This window comes from Alteromonas lipotrueae (assembly GCF_019249255.1).
GTDB classification, from domain to species: domain Bacteria; phylum Pseudomonadota; class Gammaproteobacteria; order Enterobacterales; family Alteromonadaceae; genus Alteromonas; species Alteromonas lipotrueae.
The window spans coordinates 317981-341750 of record NZ_JAESDJ010000001.1 but is presented as its reverse complement, the minus strand read 5'-3'; the positions used below and the strand labels follow the sequence as shown (position 1 = coordinate 341750).

General features: G+C 44.4%; 12 protein-coding genes and 1 pseudogene. 5 read left to right on the top strand and 8 right to left on the bottom strand.

Annotated features, from left to right (window positions below; translation table 11 throughout):
* Positions 1–97 precede the first annotated feature (97 nt).
* A complete protein-coding gene (locus tag KYS23_RS01380) occupies positions 98–3007 on the top strand; it encodes a TonB-dependent receptor (protein ID WP_218417952.1) in 2910 nt (969 codons plus the stop codon).
* A gap of 95 nt (positions 3008–3102) precedes the next feature.
* On the opposite strand, the gene KYS23_RS01375 is transcribed toward KYS23_RS01380, so the two are convergent.
* Together KYS23_RS01375 and KYS23_RS01370 are read right to left on the bottom strand one after the other, a co-directional pair.
* Positions 3103–5886: a TonB-dependent receptor gene (locus tag KYS23_RS01375; RefSeq protein WP_218417951.1), complete on the bottom strand. Its 2784-nt coding sequence runs from the start codon at positions 5884–5886 to the stop codon at positions 3103–3105.
* Between the two features lie 42 nt (positions 5887–5928).
* Entirely contained in the window at positions 5929–6993 is a 1065-nt protein-coding gene (locus tag KYS23_RS01370) for a Ca2+-dependent phosphoinositide-specific phospholipase C (RefSeq protein WP_218417950.1), read from the bottom strand.
* Positions 6994–7189: 196 nt separating this feature from the next.
* Between KYS23_RS01370 and KYS23_RS01365 the strand changes: the two genes are divergently transcribed.
* Both KYS23_RS01365 and KYS23_RS01360 read left to right on the top strand, forming a co-directional pair.
* Positions 7190–9049, top strand: coding sequence for a metallophosphoesterase family protein (locus tag KYS23_RS01365; protein ID WP_218417949.1), 1860 nt, complete (start codon positions 7190–7192; stop codon positions 9047–9049).
* Between the two features lie 188 nt (positions 9050–9237).
* Entirely contained in the window at positions 9238–10830 is a 1593-nt protein-coding gene (locus tag KYS23_RS01360) for an ABC-F family ATPase (RefSeq protein ID WP_159529004.1), read from the top strand.
* 101 nt (positions 10831–10931) lie between these two features.
* Here KYS23_RS01360 and KYS23_RS01355 read toward each other — a convergent pair whose 3' ends face one another.
* From KYS23_RS01355 to KYS23_RS01345, 3 genes are all read right to left on the bottom strand, one after another.
* On the bottom strand, positions 10932–12653 hold the full coding sequence (locus KYS23_RS01355) for a patatin-like phospholipase family protein (protein WP_218417948.1): 1722 nt from the start codon (positions 12651–12653) through the stop codon (positions 10932–10934).
* 99 nt (positions 12654–12752) lie between these two features.
* Entirely contained in the window at positions 12753–13874 is a 1122-nt protein-coding gene (nagA, locus tag KYS23_RS01350; RefSeq protein ID WP_159529000.1) for an N-acetylglucosamine-6-phosphate deacetylase, read from the bottom strand.
* A complete protein-coding gene (locus KYS23_RS01345) occupies positions 13874–14845 on the bottom strand; it encodes a glucosamine kinase nucleotide-binding domain-containing protein (protein WP_159528998.1) in 972 nt (323 codons plus the stop codon). Before KYS23_RS01345 ends, nagA begins: the two co-directional genes overlap by 1 nt.
* A gap of 357 nt (positions 14846–15202) precedes the next feature.
* Between KYS23_RS01345 and KYS23_RS01340 the strand changes: the two genes are divergently transcribed.
* Entirely contained in the window at positions 15203–15853 is a 651-nt protein-coding gene (locus KYS23_RS01340) for a sulfotransferase family 2 domain-containing protein (RefSeq protein WP_159528996.1), read from the top strand.
* 120 nt (positions 15854–15973) lie between these two features.
* On the opposite strand, the gene KYS23_RS01335 is transcribed toward KYS23_RS01340, so the two are convergent.
* From KYS23_RS01335 to sbcD, 3 genes are all read right to left on the bottom strand, one after another.
* Entirely contained in the window at positions 15974–17533 is a 1560-nt protein-coding gene (locus KYS23_RS01335) for a sensor domain-containing diguanylate cyclase (RefSeq protein WP_218417947.1), read from the bottom strand.
* A 252-nt stretch (positions 17534–17785) separates the two neighbouring features.
* Positions 17786–21457: an AAA family ATPase gene (locus KYS23_RS01330; protein ID WP_218417946.1), complete on the bottom strand. Its 3672-nt coding sequence runs from the start codon at positions 21455–21457 to the stop codon at positions 17786–17788.
* Positions 21454–22800 (bottom strand): exonuclease subunit SbcD, encoded by a 1347-nt coding sequence (gene sbcD / locus KYS23_RS01325; protein ID WP_218417945.1) that lies wholly within the window; start codon positions 22798–22800, stop codon positions 21454–21456. The genes KYS23_RS01330 and sbcD overlap by 4 nt, the downstream gene beginning before the upstream one ends.
* A 188-nt stretch (positions 22801–22988) precedes the next feature.
* On the opposite strand from sbcD, the pseudogene KYS23_RS20960 reads away from it, so the two are divergent.
* Positions 22989–23756 (top strand): annotated as a pseudogene (locus tag KYS23_RS20960) (PAS domain-containing protein); the annotation flags it as partial.
* Between the last annotated feature and the right edge of the window lie 14 nt (positions 23757–23770).

The window sequence follows — 23770 nt, the reverse complement described above, 5'->3', positions numbered from 1 at the left end:
AGCGAATAACGCTTCAACAGCATACTTTAAATTATCTCGGGCACCTGTTGCATGCTGGTGCATCTGTCTGTTAGCGCTTTTCAACACAAGCTTTACCGTGCAAGCAGCACCAGGCGCTAACGAAACAAAACCGGTATTTTTAGAACCTCAACCCCTAGTATTAAGCCTTCAAGCTATTGCTACACAATTCAATCTTCCCTTTGCGGTAAATCAACAACACATTGCTAATATTGAAGCACCAAAGCTAGAAGGCAACTTCACACTCGCTGAATCATTAACTCAATTGCTGAAAAACACGGGCTATTCGTACCTTATTCAGCCACACGGATTCACGCTTGTTCAAGCGCCTGCAACACACACTAACGACAGCGCTATGGAAGAAGTCTCTGTTACGGGCATACGCGCCTCGTTAAATATATCTGGTAAGCGAAAACGTGAAAACCGAGTCATATCTGACATTATTGCGTCACACGACATTGCCACCTACCCCGATCGTAATTTAGCCGAGTCGATGCAGCGTATATCCGGTATTTCGATAACCAGAGAAGCGGGTGAAGGACGTCAAATAATGTTGCGGGGATTGAATCCTGATTTTACGTTAGTGACGTTAAATGGCATGCCTGTGTTAGCCAATAATGATTCCCCAATGGACAGTAGACAACAAAAACAACAAGATAGAACTTTTGATTTGAATTTGTTTTCTACCGATTTGTTTAGTGAGATACAGGTACTTAAAAGTTACTCGGCAGACCAAGCCTCTGGCGGCATGGCGGGCATTGCAGCGCTTGAAACCGCCCATCCATTTGACAATCCAGGGTTGCAATGGGGCATCACGCAACAAATTGGAAATAACCAATTTAGCGATCACTTATCAAAAAAACTGTCAGCAATGGTGTCTTCAACCAACGATAAGTGGGGTGCCCTTTTCTCAATAAGTTACGGGGCCCGTGAATCGCAGGAAATGGGTGCAAATACGTTCCGCTGGCGGGTAATTCCACCCGACGGCGCTGATACTTCAGAGCTCCCCCAAAAATTCACTGCGGCTTGGAACAATGGCGAATATCGTGTACCGCGGGGAAATCGTTATTCGGTGTGGCAAAGCGACATGAAACGGCTAGGCGTGGGCGCCTCGTTAGAATATAAAACTGCCCGTCACCATGCCACCTTCGACTGGCTCTACGGTAGATTAAGTGGCAACCGCTTTGAGTACCACCTTTACCCAAGGGGCTATCAGTCAACCCCTATTATAGAGGGCGAAACGGTTATTACCGCTGGCGAAGTCAATGAGAAGAATGAATTGGTCTATGCGGCGTACGAACAAGCTCAAGTAGGCACAGAAAGTCGTTTTCAACAGGTTTCCACCACGTATAACCAGTGGGTAATCAACTCACATCATGATATTGGCAGCACATGGAAAGGCCATTTGTTGCTTGGATGGGAAGGCGCATCTTACGATATTCCCACCAGCAACAAAGCCTATATGCAAGGTGTTACCGACGTAACCATTGATTATCGTCAAGATAGTCGTTTTGCTAATATCACCTATTCACATGATTTAACTCAACCTACGTTCTGGCGAATGAAAGAACTGGATAGTGAGCAGTACTTTACCTCTACCCAATTTATAAATGCCAAATATACGCTGAGTTTCGAGCCATCAATAACACGTTCATGGCAATGGGGAGTAGACGCGGTTAGATTCGAAAACGAGTCAGAGCTACTCAATATCCAGAATTTTTTAGACGAGGAATGGGCAGCTTATTTCAATGGTGTGCCAGAAGGAACAACTACTAGCAACGGCGTCACTAGCGTAAATAGCGCAGTTCCAGTAATACATAGTACAACACTTACCACTCACCCAAAGCTACATTGGTTAACCCTTGATACCAACAACGTATTTCGATATTTCAATTTGCCAACCAATACCCAAGCACTTCAAAATATAAACCGTGTTACCCACGAACTTCCTTCACACTATCAAAGCAAAGTCACCGAATCTCGCGTTGCCTTATTTACGCAATGGCAACGTGAAATTGGCCGTTTTCATATTAACAGCGGCTTACGCGTTGAATACGAAAATACCGAAGTGAATAATGTAAGTTCTTTGGTCAGCAACGTGCCTAACATTCACTATACCAACTGGCTACCATCATTGAATATTACCTATGAATTACAGCCAGATACGCTATACCGCCTAGCGTTAAGTCGCAGTATAGGTCGCCCGCAATTAAATGATATTACCCGCCCAGTGGAATACCTGCCCGAGACTAACTCGCTTTATGGTTTCAACCAAAATTTGCGCCCTTACTCCTCCTACAACCTAGATATTGCGTTTGAAAAATATACCAGCGGCGTCAATCAGTTTTCACTATCGGCATTTAGCAAATACTTAGATAACTATATTGTTTATACCTCTGAAACAGTGGCGTTTTCAGACACACCTGAGTATGCAAACTGGACGGGCGACACCATAAATGCGAATACACTAGTGCAACGAGTGACCACAGCAAATACAGAGCGCGCGTGGTTATATGGACTAGAGGGAAGTTGCCAATTGGAAACATCATGGCCGTGGCATCCTGAATACAAAATAGGTGTTATTACCAATCTAAGCTACACCCATGGACAGGTACAATATTTTAGTGCTGTGACTGGCGAGAAGCTGCAATATACCTCACTCCCCTACTTATCGCCCTGGCTTGCTAACGTTACTGCGTATTGGGAAAGTTATGCATTGAGCGCTCGATTATCTGCAACCTACCGCGATAGTTATTTAGCGCGTATCGGCGATGAGACCATTATTGATGAAGACGAAACAGGGTTTGAAAAAAGCGTTTATTTAGATGCCGTTGTATCCTTTCACGTAGGCGAACATTGGGAGTTACGAGCCGAAGCCACTAATCTGACTAACGAGCGAGAAGAGCAATATACTGACTCTGCACATCGCGCTTATAACACCACATTCAGTGGAAGAAACTTTTACCTTGGTGTTACTTTTCGCCATTAAGTCGTTTCTGCATTTCGAAATAGTAAAAAGGCACCCTAAGGTGCCTTCAATCTTTCACTACTTTCACATCAGTGTCGATATGGTATACGTTGCTGTTACATTGCGTAGGTAAAGCCTACGTAAAACGTTCTACCGCTTACCGTCGTGTTGTAAAGTCTGTCGTCTGAATCCGAATACTGTTCTTCTCGCTCGTTAGTCAGATTTACCCCTTCCACGCTCACTTTTAACGCATCATTGACGTTGTAAAATGCCGAGAAATCCCAGTAGGTAGAGCCATGAAACCCAGCTTCATCTTGATCGCTACTTGAGGTTTCAACCGTTACCAAATAATCATCGCGGTAAGCGGTAGAAACACGTGCGCCCCAAGTTTCAGTTTCAAAATAAAGGGTAAAGTTGTAAGTATGCTCAGATAGCCCATAGAAAGGACGAGATACTTGTACCGTTTCACCATCAACTAAAATGTTGTGAAGCGACTCGCCATCGGCATACGTGTAGTTTGCAATAGCACCAAAATTATCGAACGGCGCAGGTAGAAAATCAAAATCTCGTTGAACGCCAAATTCCCATCCCGAAAAGTCACTGTCGTCAAGGTTCTGCGGTTGAGAAAAGTTATACAAGGTGGCTGCCGTTTGAGGGTTACCATCTTCATCAACTGCACCTTCAATTAACGCCAGCGGGTAGCCTGTATCACCATAAGGAATGCTTACCGTGGTTGACGCTATAAAGTTCTCAATGTCTTTACGAAAGTGTGACATAGACACATAACCAACTTCATCAAAGTAGTACTCTACTCCCACTTCCATATTTAACGTTTCAAATGGCTCCAGCGCAGGGTTACCAGCACCAATATTCAAGCCACTTGAACCCGACAACGGATCCGTATTTACCGTACCACTTACCGACAAACTCCCCAGTGTAGGGCGTGTTAAGTTTTTACCTGCACTACCACGAACCACTAGATTGTCTGTGGCATACCACGCCACATTCATCGCCGATAATACACCGTCGTACTCTCGGGTTACGGTAACGTACTCTGCACCATTAACCAATCCGCTAGAGTTAATCTCGGTGTTGTAATAACGCAGGCCAACGTTAGCGCGAAGCTCACTATCGCCCAGTAGCATATCTAACTCATACACTGCATAGGCCGCTTGGGTTTCTTCTTTTACTTTATCTGGGGTTGGCGACGTAGCTAAGTCTCGATTAACACTGAAGCTATCTAGTACGCCATCTACATCAACACTCAACCAACTTTGTTTTTCATGGTTATCATTAATAAACGTGTAGCTTGCATCCACAATGTCTGAAATCTCACCGCTTTGCCATTCGCTGCGCAGTACGTTTGCCGTTTGAACATCGCCACTTTCGTGTTCGAACTGCTTCATTGACACACCAAACTTCAGGCTACTTTGATCATTTAACGCGTAATCGGCATCTAACTTAGCCACATCAAAGCTGTTATTCACTTCATTTTCTGCAAGATCCACTTCGTGATAGCGGAATTCATTGATGTCTGTCGGGTCGTAATCACCAATATATGAATTATTGCCGTAAAAACGGTCATCGCGATAATCAATGGTCATGTCAGCAAAAGACTCTAAATACACCTTAGCGCTATTACTGGTGTAATCACTGCTCATTGTGCCTATTAAACCAGAAAGCGATAAATCAGAACTCACCGTCCAATCGCCATTTAATACCACCTGAGTAATTTCAGTTTCAGCTATTTGACTGCGGCTTTCTGAATGCAAAGCTGCATTGGCCCACTGTGAGTAAATAACTTCATTGTTGCCGTTATATTCTAGGTCTACGAGTTCTGAACAAAAGTAGCGGCTCCCGTCATCATAGTCTGGTCCAGTACAGCCCAATGCGGTGGAACTCGAGCCACGACTTTGGAGATGGTACTCTTTTCTATCGCTGTCCAGCTTTCCGTAAAGCGCGTCAATACCGAAGGATAAGTCTTCGTTTGGACGATACTGCAACGCTACTGTTGCGCCTATGCGTGTTTGGTCGCTATTAAATTGTGAATAACGGCTGCCTCGAGAGAAGCGTAATTCCCCGCTTTCAACCGCGGCTTGGTCGGCCTCTGACAAGCTCGAGATATCTGAACCTTGGTCTGTTCTTGGGCGCCAACGATAGGTGTTATAACCTTGCTCACTCGTGTCACGATTACTGTAAGCGATAGAGAACAATGCACCGAATTTGTCCCACGTATTAGATACTAAAGCCGCTATCCGTGGACTTGTATCTTCGGTAAGTGAGTTTTGGCCAGCCTGTACACTCACTGCACCTTTAAAACCGTCGTAATCAAATGGTTTTGCGGTATGCAGCGCTACCGTACCACCAATGCCACCCTCGTCCATATCTGCAGAGTATGACTTTTTCACATCGATTTGATTAAACAACTCAGACGCAAAAATATTAAAATCAAACGAACGTGACGTGTTCGTGGTGCCGCGGCTGTCCATCGCTGATGAAGACGTACCCAATGCTTCCATACCGTTAAGCTGAACTTGCGTAAAATCAGCATTCAGGCCACGAAGTGAAATTTGACGCCCTTCACCGGCTTCACGGGTAATAGTCACCCCAGGAATACGCTGTAACGATTCGGCTAAGTTCAAATCGGGGAAGTCAGCAATATCTTCCGCCACAATAGAATCTTGTGAGCCAAGGGCATCGCGTTTAAGGTCTTTAGCCTTTATTAATGAGCTACGAAAACCGCTCACTACGATTTGCTCAATAACGTCATCTTCCGCTGTATTCGTTTGCGATACTTCTTGCGCAAAAGTAGGCAAAGATAGCGCGCCTACGCTACTTAGCACAGCAAGTGCTAGAGCATGCTTTTTGAACGTTGCGGGCTTTTTAAATACTGGATGCATTGTGTGTTCCTTTTAAAATATTGATATAGATCATGTTAATTTTTAGTCGCTAATTGAATTGGTGCGTATCAATCTGCCCTGCGCAAAGTGCACCGAGTAATTGCTGCGCTTTGCTTGGGGAGATTGTGGATAAAAGTCGGTAGATATCATTTGCGCACCGCTTCGAAATGCCGCGTCACGCTGCAGAACTTTTTGTTCATGAGAAGCTGATAAGTTGGCGTCTGCGCGGGTGCGCACCAAATATCCAGACTCCACCAATTGGCGAATGTCTTGATGTTGTTCAACAGGATTGTTGCGGATCATAATGGCCGCTGAAGGATGCCCAGGTTCAAATGACGCAAACATGGCTCTTCCCTTCAGATTATTTTGCCCTTGGGTGTACCTTTCGCGCTGGCTTTCATTGCCATCGAATAAAAATATGAATTTGCCACGTAAATCGTTAACGCTTGGCCAGCCTTTATTTGCAATAACGCTTTGCAACGATTGGGCATTGCCTCGAATGTCATCAGGGCTAACGAGTCGGTCTTGCAAAGTATTCTGTATTACTTCATCTAAGCTAGCGAAGGCAGCTTCATCAAACGGAGTGGGCTTTTTACTTTTCAAAAAATCGGGCTGGGTTTCTTTCGCATTCATCATGATGACGATAGGAAAATGTTCTGGGTGAGAGTCAGACCAAACCGTTAGCTGCTTCAAGCATGCTTGTAAGGTTATGCAATGGGTCATAACATCTACATGAGGGATATGCATCACCTTAAAACCAGGCTTCGCCAATTGCGCAGCCTCATGCACCGATAACCAGTCTTCATTTAAACGAGAAGCGAGCTCAACGTGGTGGTACTGATTTCCGTTAGGATCGTTTACCACATCAATTTCTAGCTGACGCAGGCCGAGTGATAACTGCTCATCAAGCGAAAGATGGGAATAGTTAAGTTGGTTAGCCTTATGTACGCTTTGCAAACGAAGAAACTGATACGCAGTATCGGGAAGCGCACGCTTGTAACTGTTGTGCGAGCCTATCCATTGATACTGATCCAGTGGCATGCTTTCATCAAAATCAGCAGCGCTAGCAAAACCTGCGGACAAACAAAGTAACAACCAAAAAAACATTTTTCTTCGCTCTTTAATTTCAATGTGAGGTAGAAGGAAATAAACGAAGAGCGGGGACAATAAAAATCGATAAACCATTAATTTTAATAAAAATGTCATACTACCGATGAAGTTTTTATGACATTTAACATTCACCTGTCCCCGTTTTTTTATGCGTTGCGTCTGTATCTAATTGATGTAGAAAAATGAGGTGAACATGAACCAATATTATCAAAAGCAGACAGGGCTATTTGGGGCAACTATCAATGCTACAAAATGCGTAGGGTTGATGCTGATGGTGTGTGCGCTTAATAATTGCGGTGCAACAAACTCCCATCCCTCAGTAAGTGAAAGTACCTCGCAAAATTTGAATCAAAAATCTCAAGGTACGCAGATCGCCTTTCTTGCCGATGTTCACTTACACGACATTTATGCCGCACCAATATCAGGTGGTGGCGACACTGATTTACAAAGAGCTAATCTGGCAAATAGCTTCCCTAAAGCACCAGAAACTCAATCCCCGTTGCTTATGCGCAGTATGCAAGCACAGTTAACCTCAACCCGATTATTCAATGAAAACTTCTTTGTATTTCGTGCAGCACTAGATGATATTGCTAAGCGCGGAATTAAACTGGTTGCGCTGCCTGGGGATTTTTCTGACGATGGGCAACCTGCAAATGTGAAAGCGATTGCGCGTATTTTAGATGAATATCACACGCGCTACGGCATGCGTTTTTTCGCCATTACCGGTAACCACGACCCCGTTCGCCCTTTTGGACGGCCCGGTGGTAAGCCCAATTTTCTTGCTGCCGATGGTAAGGAAGTGGCTATTTATAGCCCAGACCATACTCGGTGTATAAGCAACCAAGCATGGTTTTGCATGAATGATATTCGGGAATGGGGTTATCACGACATTATGCAAACACTCAAAAGCCACGGTTTTTCAGGGCACGCACAGGACGTGTTGTACGAAACGCCCTTTAGTAGTGCTGAATTTGAGCAGCGTGGTTGGCAGTGGTGCGACAAAACGTCGTGTATTTTTATGCCAGACGCCAGTTACTTAGTCGAGCCTATTAAAGACGTGTGGTTATTGGCCATTGATGCCAATGTGTATGTTCCTAAGGGGAAATATGCTGAACGTAATTTTAAGGGCTCTGGTAACGCCGGCTACAACGCGCTGCTGACCTACAAGCCCCAGCTGCTGCAATGGATAAAAAGCGTGGTTGAGCGAGCAAAGGCTGAAAACAAAAGGCTTATCGCCTTTAGCCATTTCCCTATGGCCGACTTTTATGACAGTACCCAACCACAATTGGAAATTCTTTTTGGCAAAACCTCAAATCAACTAAAACGAATGCCGCTTCCCTCAACCACCGACGCGCTTGACGCGACGGGGCTGAAACTACACATGGCAGGCCACATGCATTTATATGACATTGCCGTGCCCGCAAACCATAAAGGGCTAGTGAATATTCAGGTGCCTTCGCTAGCCGCTTATCAGCCCGGTTATAGCATTGTAACGCTCAATCCACACCATGAAGCCATCGTGGAAACCGTTCTTCAAAAGGAGGTCGCCCAGTTTGACATGCTATTTCCTATTTATTTTAAAGAGTGGCAACAACGTCAACGACATGGTCAGCCATTGTGGAATAAAAGCATTCTTGCCTCAGAAGACTATCTTGCGTTTACCGAAGCACATTTGAAAGAAGTGGTGCGACAGCGCTACGTAGGAAAGGAGTGGCCAAAGGTGCTGGCTACTTTTATAAAAAGCCATACTGTTGGTGAGGTCTTCAACGACGCTATGTGCTCCGTGGGGGCAAACACTATACCTGATGAAGTTGCATCGCTGCCTGCACTAGTACTTGCTTACGATTATTATAAATTAAGAAATGCAGGTGCATTTGCCAATATTGCAGGGCGCGAAAAATGGTATACCAGCAGCATTAATGAGGAAGGATTTAACGCCTGTAAAACACCTAATTCAACCGAACTGCAACACTTACTTGCGGATTTTCTATCGCTGCTTCATAACGCAGCCCTTGCTACCGACAGCACTGAAATTATCGTGAAAGGTGTGTAGAAGTGATTAATGGCAAATAAGCAGTTCACTACAAATTTGTGAAGATACGGCCAATAGCTCAAAATTTCCTCGACACAGCGGTCGTAATTCCTTATAGTGCGCGCCCAAAGCTTACTCGTACAAAACGCATTTTTTTGCGTTAACTACCAAGCTATCTTTTCTTCTGATTTACCCGCTGGATACCTGTTTTGATTACCACCGCCAATATCACCATGCAGTTTGGTTCTGCACCCTTGTTTGAAAATATCTCTGCCAAATTTGGTAACGGCAACCGCTATGGCCTTATCGGCGCAAACGGTTGCGGCAAGTCTACCTTCATGAAAATTTTGAGTGGTAAGTTAACGCCAAGTGCCGGTAACGTGTCTATGGCACCGGGTACCAAACTCGGTATCTTAAGCCAAGACCAATTCGCGTTCGAAGAATTCAGCGTAGTTGATGCCGTTATTATGGGCGACCGTGAATTGTGGGACGTCAAAAAAGAGCGTGACGAGATTTACAGCAAAGCTGATATGAGCGAAGAAGACGGTATGCGCGTTGCCGACTTAGAAACCCAATTTGCTGAAATGGATGGCTACACCGCAGAAGCCCGCGCTGGCGACATCTTGAACGCAGCAGGTATTGAAGAGCACTACCATTTTGGTTTAATGAAAGAAGTGGCGCCAGGTAAAAAAGTACGTGTTTTATTGGCACAAGCTTTGTTTGCCGACCCAGACATTTTGCTTCTTGACGAACCTACCAACAACTTGGATATTTACACCATTACGTGGTTAGCTGATGAACTAAACAAACGTAAATCCACCATGCTGATTATCTCGCATGACCGCCACTTCTTAAACTCAGTATGTACTCACATGGCTGATATCGATTACGGCGAGTTACGCGTTTATCCAGGCAACTATGATGCATTCATTGAAGCGTCAATGTTGGTTCAAGAGCAGTTACTTAATGAGAATGCAAAGAAATCTGCTGAAATTGAAGAACTTCAAGGCTTCGTAGCGCGTTTCTCGGCTAACGCCTCTAAAGCGAAGCAGGCTACCTCTCGGGCAAAGCGCTTAGAAAAAATTGAATTAGCTGAAGTTAAAGCTTCTAGCCGTCGCAAGCCTTATATTGTGTTTGAACAACATAAGAAACTACACCGCTTAGCCATTACGCTAGAAGATGTAGGTCATGGCTACCCTGATCTTCCGTTATTTAACAACGCTAACTTATTGTTAGAAGCAGGCTCTCGCCTTGCTATCATTGGTGAAAACGGCGCGGGTAAAACTACCCTCTTAAAATGTTTAGTTGATGAATTATCGCCTGAGCACGGTACAATAAAATGGGCTGAAAATGCCGCCATTGGTTATATTCCACAAGATAGCACCAAAGACTTCGATTGCGATTTAAGCTTGTTTGATTGGATGAGCCAGTGGCGCTTGCCAAAGCATGACGACTTACAAGTTCGTGGCATGTTAGGCCGCTTATTGTTTAGCTCAGACGACTTTAACAAGAAAGTTGCAGTATGTTCTGGTGGTGAGAAGAACCGCTTGTTATTCGGCAAGCTAATGCTACAAGACATCAACGTATTGGTGATGGACGAACCTACTAACCACTTAGATATGGAATCTATTGAAGCGCTGAACAATGGCCTTTATAAATTCGACGGCACGGTTATTTTTGTAAGTCACGACCGCGAGTTTGTGTCATCACTGGCCACGCAGATTATCGAAATAAAAGATAACAAGCTTAACCACTTTGAAGGTAACTACGAAGAGTTCTTAGCGCATAGCGAAGGCAAGTAACCCTTAAAGTAGTCAATGATATTGCTAAAGCCCAGCATGGTAAATTTACCTTGCTGGGCTTTTTAATATAGGGGACTTTTTAATATGGGGGGCTTTAAACTCTACAACACCAATACCTTTTTTACTGTTTTTCTAACAATAAAATTCCATGCGAAAAAACGGGCAATACTTGCTATACCTGCGTCTTTCGTAAATGCAAAAAAGCGCGCTTTAACTCGCTTGTACGCCAGCGCTCTATTTTCGTATTTCACATCAGCCATAGACGCATGATTTAAATGCGATGAATCTAAAAACTGCTGAATACTGTGATAATCACGCTTTTCGATGTTCAGCGGCAGTTGCTTTTGAATTACGCCTTCATCGCGCTGCTTATCTAAAATACCATTAATGGTCAGCATCGCATTTAATCTACCCCGTTCGTAATCATATTGGCGAAAGCGTTCATCAAAGAAGCCTAAAAATGCGCCTAGCAACTCACCACTAAGCTCGTCTTTTTTGGCTGTAATGGTATAAATGGTTTTTAAATTGGTTGGGCCTAACCCCGCGGCATGCTCTAACAACGCAATGGTGTCTACCCATAGCTTAAAGTGACTTGGTGGAAGTGGTTTTGTTTCCACATCAACGCGATATTGTGTAGCGAGTCGGGCAACATCGGCGGCATATTCAATAGTATTTCCACCATACACCACGGTGATCATTGAATCTATAATGGCTTGCTCTGCGAACACCTCATCGCTGGTAGCGCTGTACAATTTTTCACGTAAGGTGTCGGCTTGATGATCTAACCTAAGGACCTTTTCGTTATCTTGCTCTTGCAGTAACCACTCTTGAAACCCGCTTTGAAGGTACACGCTATTAAGCATTTGCTTGGCACTTTGTGCAAAGGATGCTGTAGTCGCATCAAATTCTGGATTGGCAGCACTCTCCCTAGGATTAGGAGAAATGTAAAAGTAAAACCGATTTTCATAATCGGTATAGTTTGTATCGTTTTGTTCAGCCAATGATACTGCCATCCCCAAAGGGTAATTATTAAACGCGCCTCCATCCATAAAGCTAAAGGTACTGTCTTCAAATTTTACAGCGCCGCGACCACTGTAATCGCCATGCAGCCAACTTCGGGTGAGTGACACAGGCGAGAACGCCACAGGGAAGGCGCCACATCCTCGTGCCGCGGAACTGATCTCGTTCCAAATAGCCTGGTTATCTGTTGTGTTGTCCAGTGTAGCGGTATACCTGTCTTGATGGCGCGTTTGGGTGAACTTTCCTTGCCCCAAGGTTTCCGTTAAATAGGCGAAGGTATCTACCTCGTAATCGACGCCATTGAGGTTAGACATGGCCAGCCCCAATCTGATAGAGGTCGCGCTGGCAACATGGGGCGTTTGAACTAGCGGTGTTTCTATTTGTGCTGGTGGGGAGTTAGGTGCTGGTGAAGCGTTATACGTTGGTGATTTTACGTATCGACTATTAATGAGCTTATCAGCAATGGTTTTTACAAAGCCATTCGAGAGCAATGAATTTTTGGCATTGTCCCCCGGCAAGGGCGTTAACAATCCATTGATATCAACCGACTTCACCCATGCTTCGTAACCAACATTGGTATTTTCGCCCGATAAGGCGTCGCCATCGTACAAAAGTTTCTGCGCTATCATTGCGGCGGTCATGCCACCAGCACTAGCGCCAGTAAGTACATCTATCTCAATTTTTGGATTGGCAGGGTTTTCGTTATGTTCTTTTAGCGCTTTGATAATTTCATAAAGCGTACCCGCTTCATAAGAGCCCAAAGAAACGGCGCCTGAAATGGCAATAGCAACGCGGTAGGTCATGTTACGCTCCAGAAAATTCAATAGTTTTGAATCACCGAGAAGACAGTCTCAGAACGCTGATCCACAGCACACTGGGGTAATATACGCTTGAAGCTTGGGTTATTGAAGCCTTCCTTTTACCCAAATCTTGGCTAACTTAATAGTGTCATCTACTAATAATACATTCGCATATTGCCCTGCTGCGATACTGCCTAGTGTTTTCTGCATACCCATAAAGGTTGCAGGCGTACTGCTGGCCATTGCACTTGCTTGGGGTAAGCTTACGCCTAAATCTTTACAGGTATTTACTACTGCCCCATGCATATCTAAGCATGAACCGGCCAATGTGCCATCAGGGGTGGTGAGTTTATTGCCACTGCGCCTAATTTCGGTATTAAAGAATGCAAGCGTGTTTAAATTGCTCCCCACATGCGCCATAGCATCGGTCACCAGCATTAATTTTTCTTTGCCTTTAACCTTTATGGCCAACTCAGCACTTTTAGGGTGAACATGATGATGATCCACAATTAACCCACAATAAGCGCTATCAAACAACAACGCTGCCCCCACCGCGCCTGGCGCGCGCGAAGTAAACGCTGACATTGCATTGTACAAATGGGTGAAACCACTCGCCCCAGCGTTAAGCGCATCGCTCACTTTTTCGAAGCTAGCATTGGTGTGCCCTAATGCAACCACTACTCCTTCTGCCACCATTTCTTTTATAAAACTAAGGCTCACACTTTCAGGCGCCACCGTTAACAGTACCTTACCAATATCCTTTCGGCACAAAGTCGCCAGCTCACTATCATGTGGCGTACGAATAAAGCTTTCTTCATGCACCCCTTTTTTCGCGGTGCTTAAAAATGGTCCTTCATAATGAATACCATCAATATTAGGATGATTGTTGGCAATGGCTTCACTTACCGCATCAGCGGCCTTAGCCATAGTCGTCGCATTATCGGTAATAAGCGTAGGCAACATACTGGTAGTGCCGAACTGCAAATGCGCATTCGCCATGGTTTTTAGTGCATCGTACGTAGGCGTATGATTAAACAGTATTCCCCCGCCACCATTCACCTGTGTATCGATGTACCCAGGAATAAGCGTACCTGCGTACTTTTCTGCAAGCTCTTCCTTTGTGGCATCTCGAATGTTTTGAATCACGCCCTGTTCTATACACAGCGTTTTATTTAACTGAATGCCTGCGTTGGTCAGTACTTTGTGTGCTGTAATTGTTTGCATTAAGCCAGTGCTGCCTTTTGTTTTGCGTATTGAATAACCCCGACTTCGGGTGACGATTTGGGCGTAATTAATTTTGATTGAATATCAGCACTTAACAACGGCTGATATACATGGCTTAGCCCACCCACTAAACAGATGGGCAAATCTTGATTATTGGTGAATGCTTTTTTATTAGATGCCTTCTCGTTAGGTGTCTTCCCATTAGATGTCTTGCAGGTGAGTGTTTGACCAACAGCGTTGAGGTAGCTAGCACCTTGTTGAATAAGTGCCCCGGCTGCCAAGCAACCTCTTTCATAAGCCTTCACCACACTAGGGGCTAGTGCACCGAACTCTTTACCTCTAAAGTCCGCCACTTTTGTTACCAGCTGGTGTGCGTTTGACACGGATAAATTGTCGCAGACAGATGCAAACAAGAGGCTTTGAGGAATAAGTTCATCAAACACCAAAAAGCTGTGTTTAACCGCCTCATGGCCTAACCAACCGCCACTGGCATTGTCGCTAATTGGCAGCCCATAACCGCCCTTGTCTTTAAAATCGTGCGCTTGAGTACTGGTACCAGCGCCAGTAAAAACCGTAGCCGCCGACCCAGTGCCGCAAATAATTAATGCACCGGCATAGCCGTTATGAGCACCAAGACAGGCTGCATGCAAATCACTAATGACCGTTACCGCTTTGAAGGGGTGCGCTAAACTGAGAAACTGTTTTAATGCGCTGGGAATATTTGCGCCAGCAAGCCCTGCGGCAAGGTGTATTTGATTGAGCTTGATTGCTGAGTTTGTAGGCTCACTCGCAGCGCTAATGGCTTTTTCACTAGCATCGATAATTGACTGCATTGCGACAACAGGATTGGTCATGATATTGGCGGAACCGGATTCGGCGCAGCTCAATACGTTACCTTGCTCATCCTCTAACTGCACTCTGCAGTGAGTACCGCCGCCATCCACACCAATATAAAAACTCTGATCTACCATTTAATTTTACGTTCCATTTTCATGCTACTATCAGTGGCAATAAGGAGTGCTAAGTAAAGCCATTTATCAGCTTGCACTTGGCGCCGCCGTTAGTTTATCAACGCTTCACTTAACCGCATTTTATCATAGCTTTACTCTCTACCAACAAAAAGCAAAAGCCATCCGATCTCGTCATTTTGTGTCGTTTATTCCGTCTTTTGATCCATCTTTTTCACCACCTTTTGACCCACCTCTTATTTCAACTTTTACTCCAACTTTTTTCCCAATTAGGTATGGCTCAGACATCCATCTAGTTGTCACAATTAACCGCCAGACTGTATTGATACCTAAAATCAGCTTCAACAAGGAATTTATCCGGTGCTACTTTCTCATAATAAACAGTTTCTCTTTGTACATATTGCCAAAACAGGGGGCACGAGTATTCGAGAGGCACTTTCACAGTATCGCTGGGGACACCGCTACGCCATAGCACAATTTATCAGTAATAAAGTGAGTCAGTTTTGTGGTCACAAGATTGGTAGCCGCTTTCCCCGCCATTCTCGCATTATTGCGGCAAAAGAAATGCTACCTGAAGAATACTTTCATGGATTGTATAAGTTTTCAGTGGTGAGAAACCCTTGGGACTTGCAAGTAAGCTCCTACCATCATATTAAACGCGAACGGCCTCAAGTGATGAAAGGTCATGATACCTTCGAGCGCTTTATGCGATGGAAATTTAATCCTGAGCGTCCATATCAATACCACATAGACACATCACTACAATTGCAAAGCGATTATCTTGTCGATTTACAAGGCAATTTGTTAACTGATTTTATCGGACACTACGAAAATTTACAGGAAGACTTTGATGCTATCTGTTCGCACTTGTCCATTCCCACATCGATACTTCCCCATAAACGTAAAGCAACAGACAGAAGCCGCTATCAAGGGTATTACACGGATGATCTAAAGCGCTTAGTGGATAACCACTTCGCAAAAGACATTCAATTATTAGGTTACCGCTTTTGATGTTAGTGAGAATGCTTAAAGGTATATAAGCCTAATGTGAAACACCATTGTATTATTTGAAGAGGCCAGTTCAATAAGCCAGTGCTCATTAAGTTAGCGCCCTCTTGATATTGGATAGTGTTAGATGGGCTGTGATACTTTAGTGTGGTGCGCTTTCTTTTGTTCATACATTAGGCGGTCAGCCTCTTGAAGCAAGGCATCTAAGTTCTTGCACGACGTATCAGTTATCACTCCGCCTACACTCGCCGTAACGGGAATTTGAGCATTAGGCGTTTGAATAGTTAGGTTACTTAAGCGCGCTTTAATTCGCCCCACCAACCGTTCAGACTGACTACGGCTGTGGCAATAACTTAACACCACAAACTCATCGCCGCCTAACCTACCTACCACATCTCGTTCGCGACATTGGCGTTTGAGAATTTTAGCCAAAATACGCAGTACATCATCGCCTGATTGATGCCCAAATGAGTCATTAATTCGCTTGAAATTGTCCACATCAATAAACATTAAGGTGATGTAACCACCGTGTCGATTAAAGTCATCCAAGAGTACTTTTGCCGCCCCTTGCCACCCGTCGCGATTGAGAATATGGCACAGCGGATCCGTAGCGGCACGCTTAAATGCTGCCATCCTGTCATTATCAAGCTTTTTCACTTTTTGCGCTGCAGCGAAAGCAAAAATTAACGCTTCTATTGTTACTGCTATGATAAGCCCATAGCGCTGAAGGAACGGACTGAAGTCTTTCAAATAGAACCTAGCCAGCATAGCAACCATTATTATCGACACCCCCAATAATACTAACTTTGCGCAGTGTACTTTATGATAAGCCGCATAAAGTATGGCTGATAAAATACCAGCCATGATAACCAGAGTTAGTTTCGACATGACCTTGTTTATCATCATGCTTACATCACTACTTAACACTAACTGAACGCTCACCAAAACTAATATGATTAGCGATAAATAGTGCAGTGCGCTTCTTTGCCACTTTTTTAGCAACGCCTTAAAATCGAGCAATTGATCTAAAAATCGCAAAGAAGCAAAGATGGTCAGCCCGGCAAAAAATACACTTAGCTGAATGCTATTTAACCACTGCACATTGGGTAATAAGGTGTAAATTACCCCTTCCTGCAACAAGAAAAAGATGGCCGCACTCGCCACGTAGAAACTGTAGGAATAGAACCCAAGACTTCGCATGCTATTGCCCAGCACCCCAACATAAATTGCTAAGGCAAAGCAGAAGCCTGCAAATGCACTCAGTGTTAACGTATGTATGGTATTAAATGCGTAGAAATCAGGCACTGAGGATATACTGGGGTACAGCGCCCTATCAAACTGGGCTTCTATATCTAAGTAGTAAGACGCTGCGCCAGTGGGAAGCATATAGGCGTGCCGCGCGCTCGGCAGTTCGATTGGCTGGGTTAAAGTAGGTGCTGCTGAACGCTGGGTATCTAAGGTACCGGTTACAGAAGCATCAACCTCTAACCGATACAGCTCGGATTTATTAATGAAGTTGCGGGGAAAATGGAATATATGCGGGTGTGCTAAATCACAGCTTAGTGTTAAACGCTGCTCGCCTTTCACCATTGGAATAGGTGTGCCCACTTTGCTGTTTAATGGTGAGGTAATAACGCACGACGCGAACACACTCTCACTGATAAAAATGCACAAAACTGCCATCAGTAATTTTACTGACCTTCTTACATTCAGGTCGCACATGGAAGGTTACTCGCCCCCAACAATCTGTACTGATGCAAGATCCAATTTGCATGGAATTACCTTATAAACTTCACCCTGACTAAACAATATGCGCCGTTAAAATTACAACACAGATTAGTCGGCATCACCTCTAAAACCGCCGTGTTGTATGCGATAGTCCATTAAAGGCTATTTTTAGTGTAGCTTCAAAAAATAGAACCTGCCAAATATCCGTCAATTTTCTGTCGCAGAGTAACGTTTTTCCAGCGCGCTTAACCCTACGCCATTTCGCTTTATCACTTTAAGCTGGGTAGGAATACGCTCTTTCATCGCTTCTATGTGGCTAATAACACCAATCATTTTACCGCTAGCATTTAGGTTATCTAATGCATCTAAGGCAACATCTAAAGTTTCGGCATCTAGCGTACCAAAGCCCTCATCAAGGAAAAGAGAATCTATGCTCGTTTTAAAACTCACTAAATCAGACAAGGCCAGCGCTAACGCTAAACTCACCAGAAAGCTTTCGCCTCCCGATAGGGTTTTAGTATCGCGCACCACATCCCCCTGCCACGTGTCTAATACACTCAAACCTAAACTGTCTTTTGTGTTGCGGGTAAGCTGGTAACGCCCGTGCAACCTATCGAGTTGTTGATTGGCTAAACGAACTAAATTATCTAGCGTTAAGCCTTGTGCAAATCGTCTAAATTTATCGCCGCTGGCTGAGCCAATAAGAGAGTGCAAATAAGCAATATCATCATACGATGTTTCAAACTCACGCATTTCATTGATTAAGCTTTGCTGTTTTTCAATCGCCTGCCTATTACTCTCTAACTGTTGAGATAGTTGCCCTTGTTGTGCCAGTAACCGATCTTTTTCATCATCTTTCTCATTCAAACTTGCCTGTGTCGCTTCTGCAGTCGATTGTTGCCATTTCGTGGCGTGCTCATGTGCTAGTAAAGTGCTGTGCTTTTGCGTGGCGGTATTTAATAACAACTGCGCATTCTGCTGCTCACGCTCAATTAATTGCTTCCTTTGAAGTAAACGCTGGCGTTCTTCATAGGGCAATAATGCACTTAAAAATTCGGTTTCATCAGCAAACGGGCTTTGGCTTAATGCGGAATCGAATTCGACTTGCTTTGCTTCCTTGTCTTGTTGTTTTTCTTCTAACTCTGCAGTGAGTATTTTTAGTTGGGCGGTAGTATTTTCTAACGCTCGTTGCACCTCGCGAAGGGCAGTGTCACATTCTTTATAGCGCTGCTCTTTTGCTGATAGGGTGTGCTGAATTTCACGTCTAGCAGCGCCAATATCCCCTTGGGGGAACAAATCATAACGTTTAGCACGTTGCGCTTCACGCTGGGCTTCAATTTCTTGAATACGTGTATTGTATAATTGGGCTTCTTTATCTGCAGCCGCTTTAATTTCACTTTGCTCAACCACTTTATCTTTAAGGGCTTTTAACTCGTGAGACAAGGTACTGTGCAGACGAGTTTTCTCTTGAAACGCTTCCACATCCTTGTGTTTCTGAGCAAGCCATTCAGTGATATTGGCATCTGGTGTTAAACCCACGCTTTCAATCTCATCAATAAGCGTGCGGCGATTATGGGCAAGTGCGGTCTCAATACTAGATTTAGTCGTGTGGAAGTCGTCTAGTTGCCCTTCTAGTTGCGAGACTTTTGCCGTTAAAAGCGCCATCTCACTGTTTATTGATTCTATTTGCTGTTGATGCAAAAGCGTCTTATTTTTGGCTTCGGCTAATTTTTCCTCGCTAGCGCGTATATTGCTAAGCTGGGCGTTTAAGCGAGATTGACGTGCTTTGCAGTTCAGCTGAAGCTGGTGAAAAGACTCAACATCTGAAATAACAACGCTATCCTTCAAAGACGTCATTGCCCCTTGCCAGTCGGCTTCAAGTTGAGAATAGGCATCTATCGCCTCTGCAATTATCTTCTCGCACTGCTGTTTTTCGAACTCGGCGGTGTTGATTTGCTCTCGCTTTTGCGTACCTAGTTTCTCTATATTCTCAAGTGAGCGGGTTAGTTCGTCGCGCTTGGCAATGGTTTCAGGCACATCAATATTCATCAAAGAAGCATCGTGCTCAGTGGCACCGCACAAGGGGCATGCCTCGCCTTGCGAGAGCGTTTGGCGTAAATGTGCAAGCTCAGCATCTAACTTAATTAACGATTCAACGTCTTTTAAATGGCTGTGCGTGGCTTTATAACTAGCCACTAACTCTGCCCGCTCTTGTTCAAGGGTTTCAATATTGGATAACAATGACGTTAGTCTTTCAGACTTTTCAGTATGGCTATTTTTATGATTGATATAAAGCCGCTGCCATTGTTCGCACGACGCAAGAACAGGCCAGTTATTATTAAGCACTGCGATATCTGCATTAACGCTGGCTGTATCACCATCACTAAGGAGTTGATTGAGGCTAGATTCACACAGTGAAACGTTATCTGCGCTTTGTTGATGTAACGCCACCACATTAGTTTTGGCGTGTTGTTTCTCAGCTAAATCGGCCACGGCACCGTCTTTAAGCTGCTGCGTTGCGGTTATTTTCTTGGTTATTTCCGCTAGCGTACTTTCGTCATCGCTAAATCGAGCCGCTTTTTCTTTCCAGCCACTGATTTCGCCTGCCATCTTACCATTTGCCGCATGAACATTAAGGTAGGTGGTTGATTCATCCAGCGTGCGCTTTTTACCTTCAAGTTCATCAGAGTATGCTTGCTGGCTTTCTTGCGCTCGGCCCTGCTTTATTTTCGCATCAGCTAGCGACTGCTGGTTTGTCTCAATGCGATTGGTAAGCTTATTGATTTCAGTATCAATCGGAATGATTTGTTCGTTAATCAGGGTTTCAATACGCTGCTGGTCGGCTCTTGCTTTGGTAAAGTTCGCCTCACTGCTTTCAAATTCGGCCTGCCGAGTTTGTTGCTGGCTTTCTAAACCTGGCAGTTGCTGTTGTTTCAGGCTGAGATTGTTGGCAATACGCTGCACATCGTCACTTAGCTGACTAAGAGCCAAGTGGGGTAAGCGAAGCAATTCCGCCGGCTCACCAGCAACTAATAGCGCTAGTTCGCCTTTTGCCTGCTCGAAAATGTTATTTGCTTCAACTAATGCCGCGTTCGCCTTAGTAAGCTCTTGTTGATTTTGCTCACACGCCTGTTGCCATTGCAACTGTTCTCGTAGCGAGACAATCTCGGTATTTACAGTAAGTAGCTGGGTTTTAAATTGGTCCAGCTGCGAACTAAGTTCGCTATGTTGCGCTTCACTGAGTAATGCTACGCCTTCCAGTTTTAGCTTGAATTCCCGTTTTGTGGTTTCTGCTGCCTTATATTTCTCATGAATCGCTTGAGATAACTGACCATAAATTTCTGTGCCAGTAAGCTCTTCTAATAATTCAGCCCTATCGCCTTCGTTTGCATTTAGAAAGGCCGCGAAGTCGCCTTGGGAGAGCATCATTGATTTTGTAAAGCGCGCAAAGTTAAGACCCGTCAGGCGTTCAATCTCTTCACTCTTGGGTCTGACTTGGGTGGCCAACACTTTGCCAGATTCTACTTCTGCTAATTCCACGTCAGCAGACTGCAAATTACCATCAGCCTTCCCTCTAGCGCGCCGCATACTCCAAAACGCGCGATACGCTTTGCCCTTTATATCGAATTCAACTTCAGCCAAGCACTCTGACGTACCACGGGTCATAATATCGTTCGAGGTAGTCGAAATAGTGCCCAAGCGCGGCGTTTGGTGATAAAGCGCTAAACAAATAGCATCAAGCAATGTAGTTTTGCCTGCCCCTGTTGGGCCGGTAATGGCAAACAAACCGTTGTCGATGAAAGGAGACTGGGTGAAATCTATCTTCCACTCCCCTTTTAAAGCATTTAGATTTTTGAGCCTAAGGGTAAGAATTTTCATAGGTTCCCCTCACTTGCAGGTGAGGTATTAACAGGTGCGTTATTTTGCTTTTCATCAATAGCGCTGTTCACATCGGTAGCATTGGCATTATCTGCAGCTTCATTGCCCTTATGTGATAACTGCACATCGTCTACCACCTGCTCGAACAAGGTTTGTATTCGCTGTTTGCGTTGTTGGTCGTCGTCAGACTCAAACGCTTCCAGTGACAATCTTGCATCAAAAACCTCATGCACAGACAACTCACTTAAGTTAACCTTATTTTCTGCTGAAATAGCGCTGGCTCTTTGTTTACGCATTCGCTTTAATTGCAAAATTTCCGCGGGCTTGTCATCTATTAATGCTTGAATACGCTGCTGTAGGTCGGTTAAGTAATCTTGGGTTTCTACTTCAATACACAGCCATGCAGGGTGCTCTGCGCTTGCGGCTTGCATTACCTCGTTTTGCTTTAAGGCAAGCTCAATGTCCTCTAAGTTACCTCGTAAAACTGCCATCGCTTGAAAGCGGGGAATAGGTTTACTTTCTACCTGCACTAATGTTTTGTTTTCGAACGTGGCTATCAATACTTGTTTTTGTGACTTTAGTTCATCGAAGCTTAACGGAAGAGGCGAGCCAGAATATCGAATATGGTCGCACCCTGCCACTTTTTGGGGTCGGTGAATGTGGCCAAGCGCAATATAATCTGCCGGAGGAAACCCTTCGGCTGAAAAACCCTCTAGTGTTCCTATATAAATGTCGCGCACACTTTCACTTTGACTCACCCCTAAAGCCGTTAAGTGTCCAGTGGCAATAATTGGCACTTCTACATGCAATTCCTTGCGTTTATCTAACGCAATCTGAAAAAGGTTGACGTAGTGCTGCTTTATAGCCTCGCCCAGCGCCTGACGTTTTTCAATTGCCGATTCTCCTGCTTCGCTTCTTAAAACATCCCGAGCACGGATAAAAGGCACAGCACACAGTATTGCGCCTATTTTCCCACCCCTGGTGTGTAAAGGCAGTACTTGCGCTTCGCTATCGCCATAGGTGCTAGCAATAACATGGCAGTTTAGGTAAGACAGTAACTCCCTGCTTTCATTTAATACCGACACCGAGTCATGATTGCCCCCTAATACCACTAAAGTGCATCCCATCCCCTGAAAATCACCCACTAGTTGATGATACAGCTCCCGTGCGTAACTTGGCGGTGTACCAGTGTCAAAAATATCACCGGCCACAACAACAGCATCTATATTTTCTTGTTCAACCACCCCAAGCAGCCACTTAAAAAATTGCTCATGTTCATTCTTGCGACTTTTAGTAAAGAAACTTTGGCCTAAGTGCCAATCTGAGGTGTGAAGAATTTTCATGTAAGTTGACTCTAAAATGCAGTTAAAAATGGATAAAAAGTGTTCAAGTATAAAAAAATAGTAATTTTGAACGTTTAGTTATTAAATGACATACCCAAAAAAGTACTAATTTCATCTATTGTCTAAACGCGCTTTAAAATTATCCGTTCTATACTCTCCGTACTTTATTAGAGATTAACGGAGCCATCATGTTTGTATCCAGTTCACGATATAATAAGGAAGTTGCTTCACTCACGGATGAGAACGCCAGCTTAGCAGCTACGCTAAGTGCATTGAAAGATAACCTTGCGTACGCGGTTTATTCAGAAAGAGGAGATTGTCTGTTTGCATCGTCTCCGCTTTTAAATATTTTAGCGCGCCCCAATACGGCTACGACTTCTTTCAACCACAAAGATCTTCGTGTCCCAGGTATTCAGAGTGATAACGATTATCGTATATTTTGGCAGTCGTTGGTAAATGGAGAATCTTACACGAATACCGTTGCGATGAAAGCAGAGACCGGCGAAACAAAGTGGCTGAATGCCAGCTATGTAAATGTGGTAAATAATAACGGCGTTGAAATTCATGCTGTTTATCATGATGTTACCGAGCAAGAAAATGCACTATTTTCTGGAAAGTCTATTACCGACGCACTTAACAAATCGATGGCCGTTATCGAGTTTGAACCAGATGGCACCATTGTTACTGCCAATGAAAACTTTACCGCGACCGTTAAATACAGTCTTGATGAGATCAAAGGTAAACACCATCGCATGTTCTGTAAAGACGACTTTTATCAGAACAACCCACAGTTTTGGCAAAACCTAGCAAGTGGTCAATTCTCTTCGGGAAGTTTTGAGCGTATCAACGCTGATAGAGAAACTTTATGGCTCGAAGCAACGTACAACCCCGTTTTTGATGGCGCGGGAAAAGTGGTGAAGGTAATTAAGTTTGCTTCAGATGTTACCGCCCAGGTTCAAGAAAAGCATGC

Bases quoted from the DNA above. Each gene is read 5' to 3' on its own strand.
- KYS23_RS01375 (WP_218417951.1), bottom strand. From the start codon at position 5,886: ATGCATCCAGTATTTAAAAAGCCCGCAACGTTCAAAAAGCATGCTCTA.
- KYS23_RS01370 (WP_218417950.1), bottom strand. From the start codon at position 6,993: ATGTTTTTTTGGTTGTTACTTTGTTTGTCCGCAGGTTTTGCTAGCGCT.
- KYS23_RS01365 (WP_218417949.1), top strand. From the start codon at position 7,190: ATGAACCAATATTATCAAAAGCAGACAGGGCTATTTGGGGCAACTATC.
- KYS23_RS01355 (WP_218417948.1), bottom strand. From the start codon at position 12,653: ATGACCTACCGCGTTGCTATTGCCATTTCAGGCGCCGTTTCTTTGGGC.
- nagA (WP_159529000.1), bottom strand. From the start codon at position 13,874: ATGCAAACAATTACAGCACACAAAGTACTGACCAACGCAGGCATTCAG.
- KYS23_RS01345 (WP_159528998.1), bottom strand. From the start codon at position 14,845: ATGGTAGATCAGAGTTTTTATATTGGTGTGGATGGCGGCGGTACTCAC.
- KYS23_RS01335 (WP_218417947.1), bottom strand. From the start codon at position 17,533: ATGGCAGTTTTGTGCATTTTTATCAGTGAGAGTGTGTTCGCGTCGTGC.
- KYS23_RS01330 (WP_218417946.1), bottom strand. From the start codon at position 21,457: ATGAAAATTCTTACCCTTAGGCTCAAAAATCTAAATGCTTTAAAAGGG.
- sbcD (WP_218417945.1), bottom strand. From the start codon at position 22,800: ATGAAAATTCTTCACACCTCAGATTGGCACTTAGGCCAAAGTTTCTTT.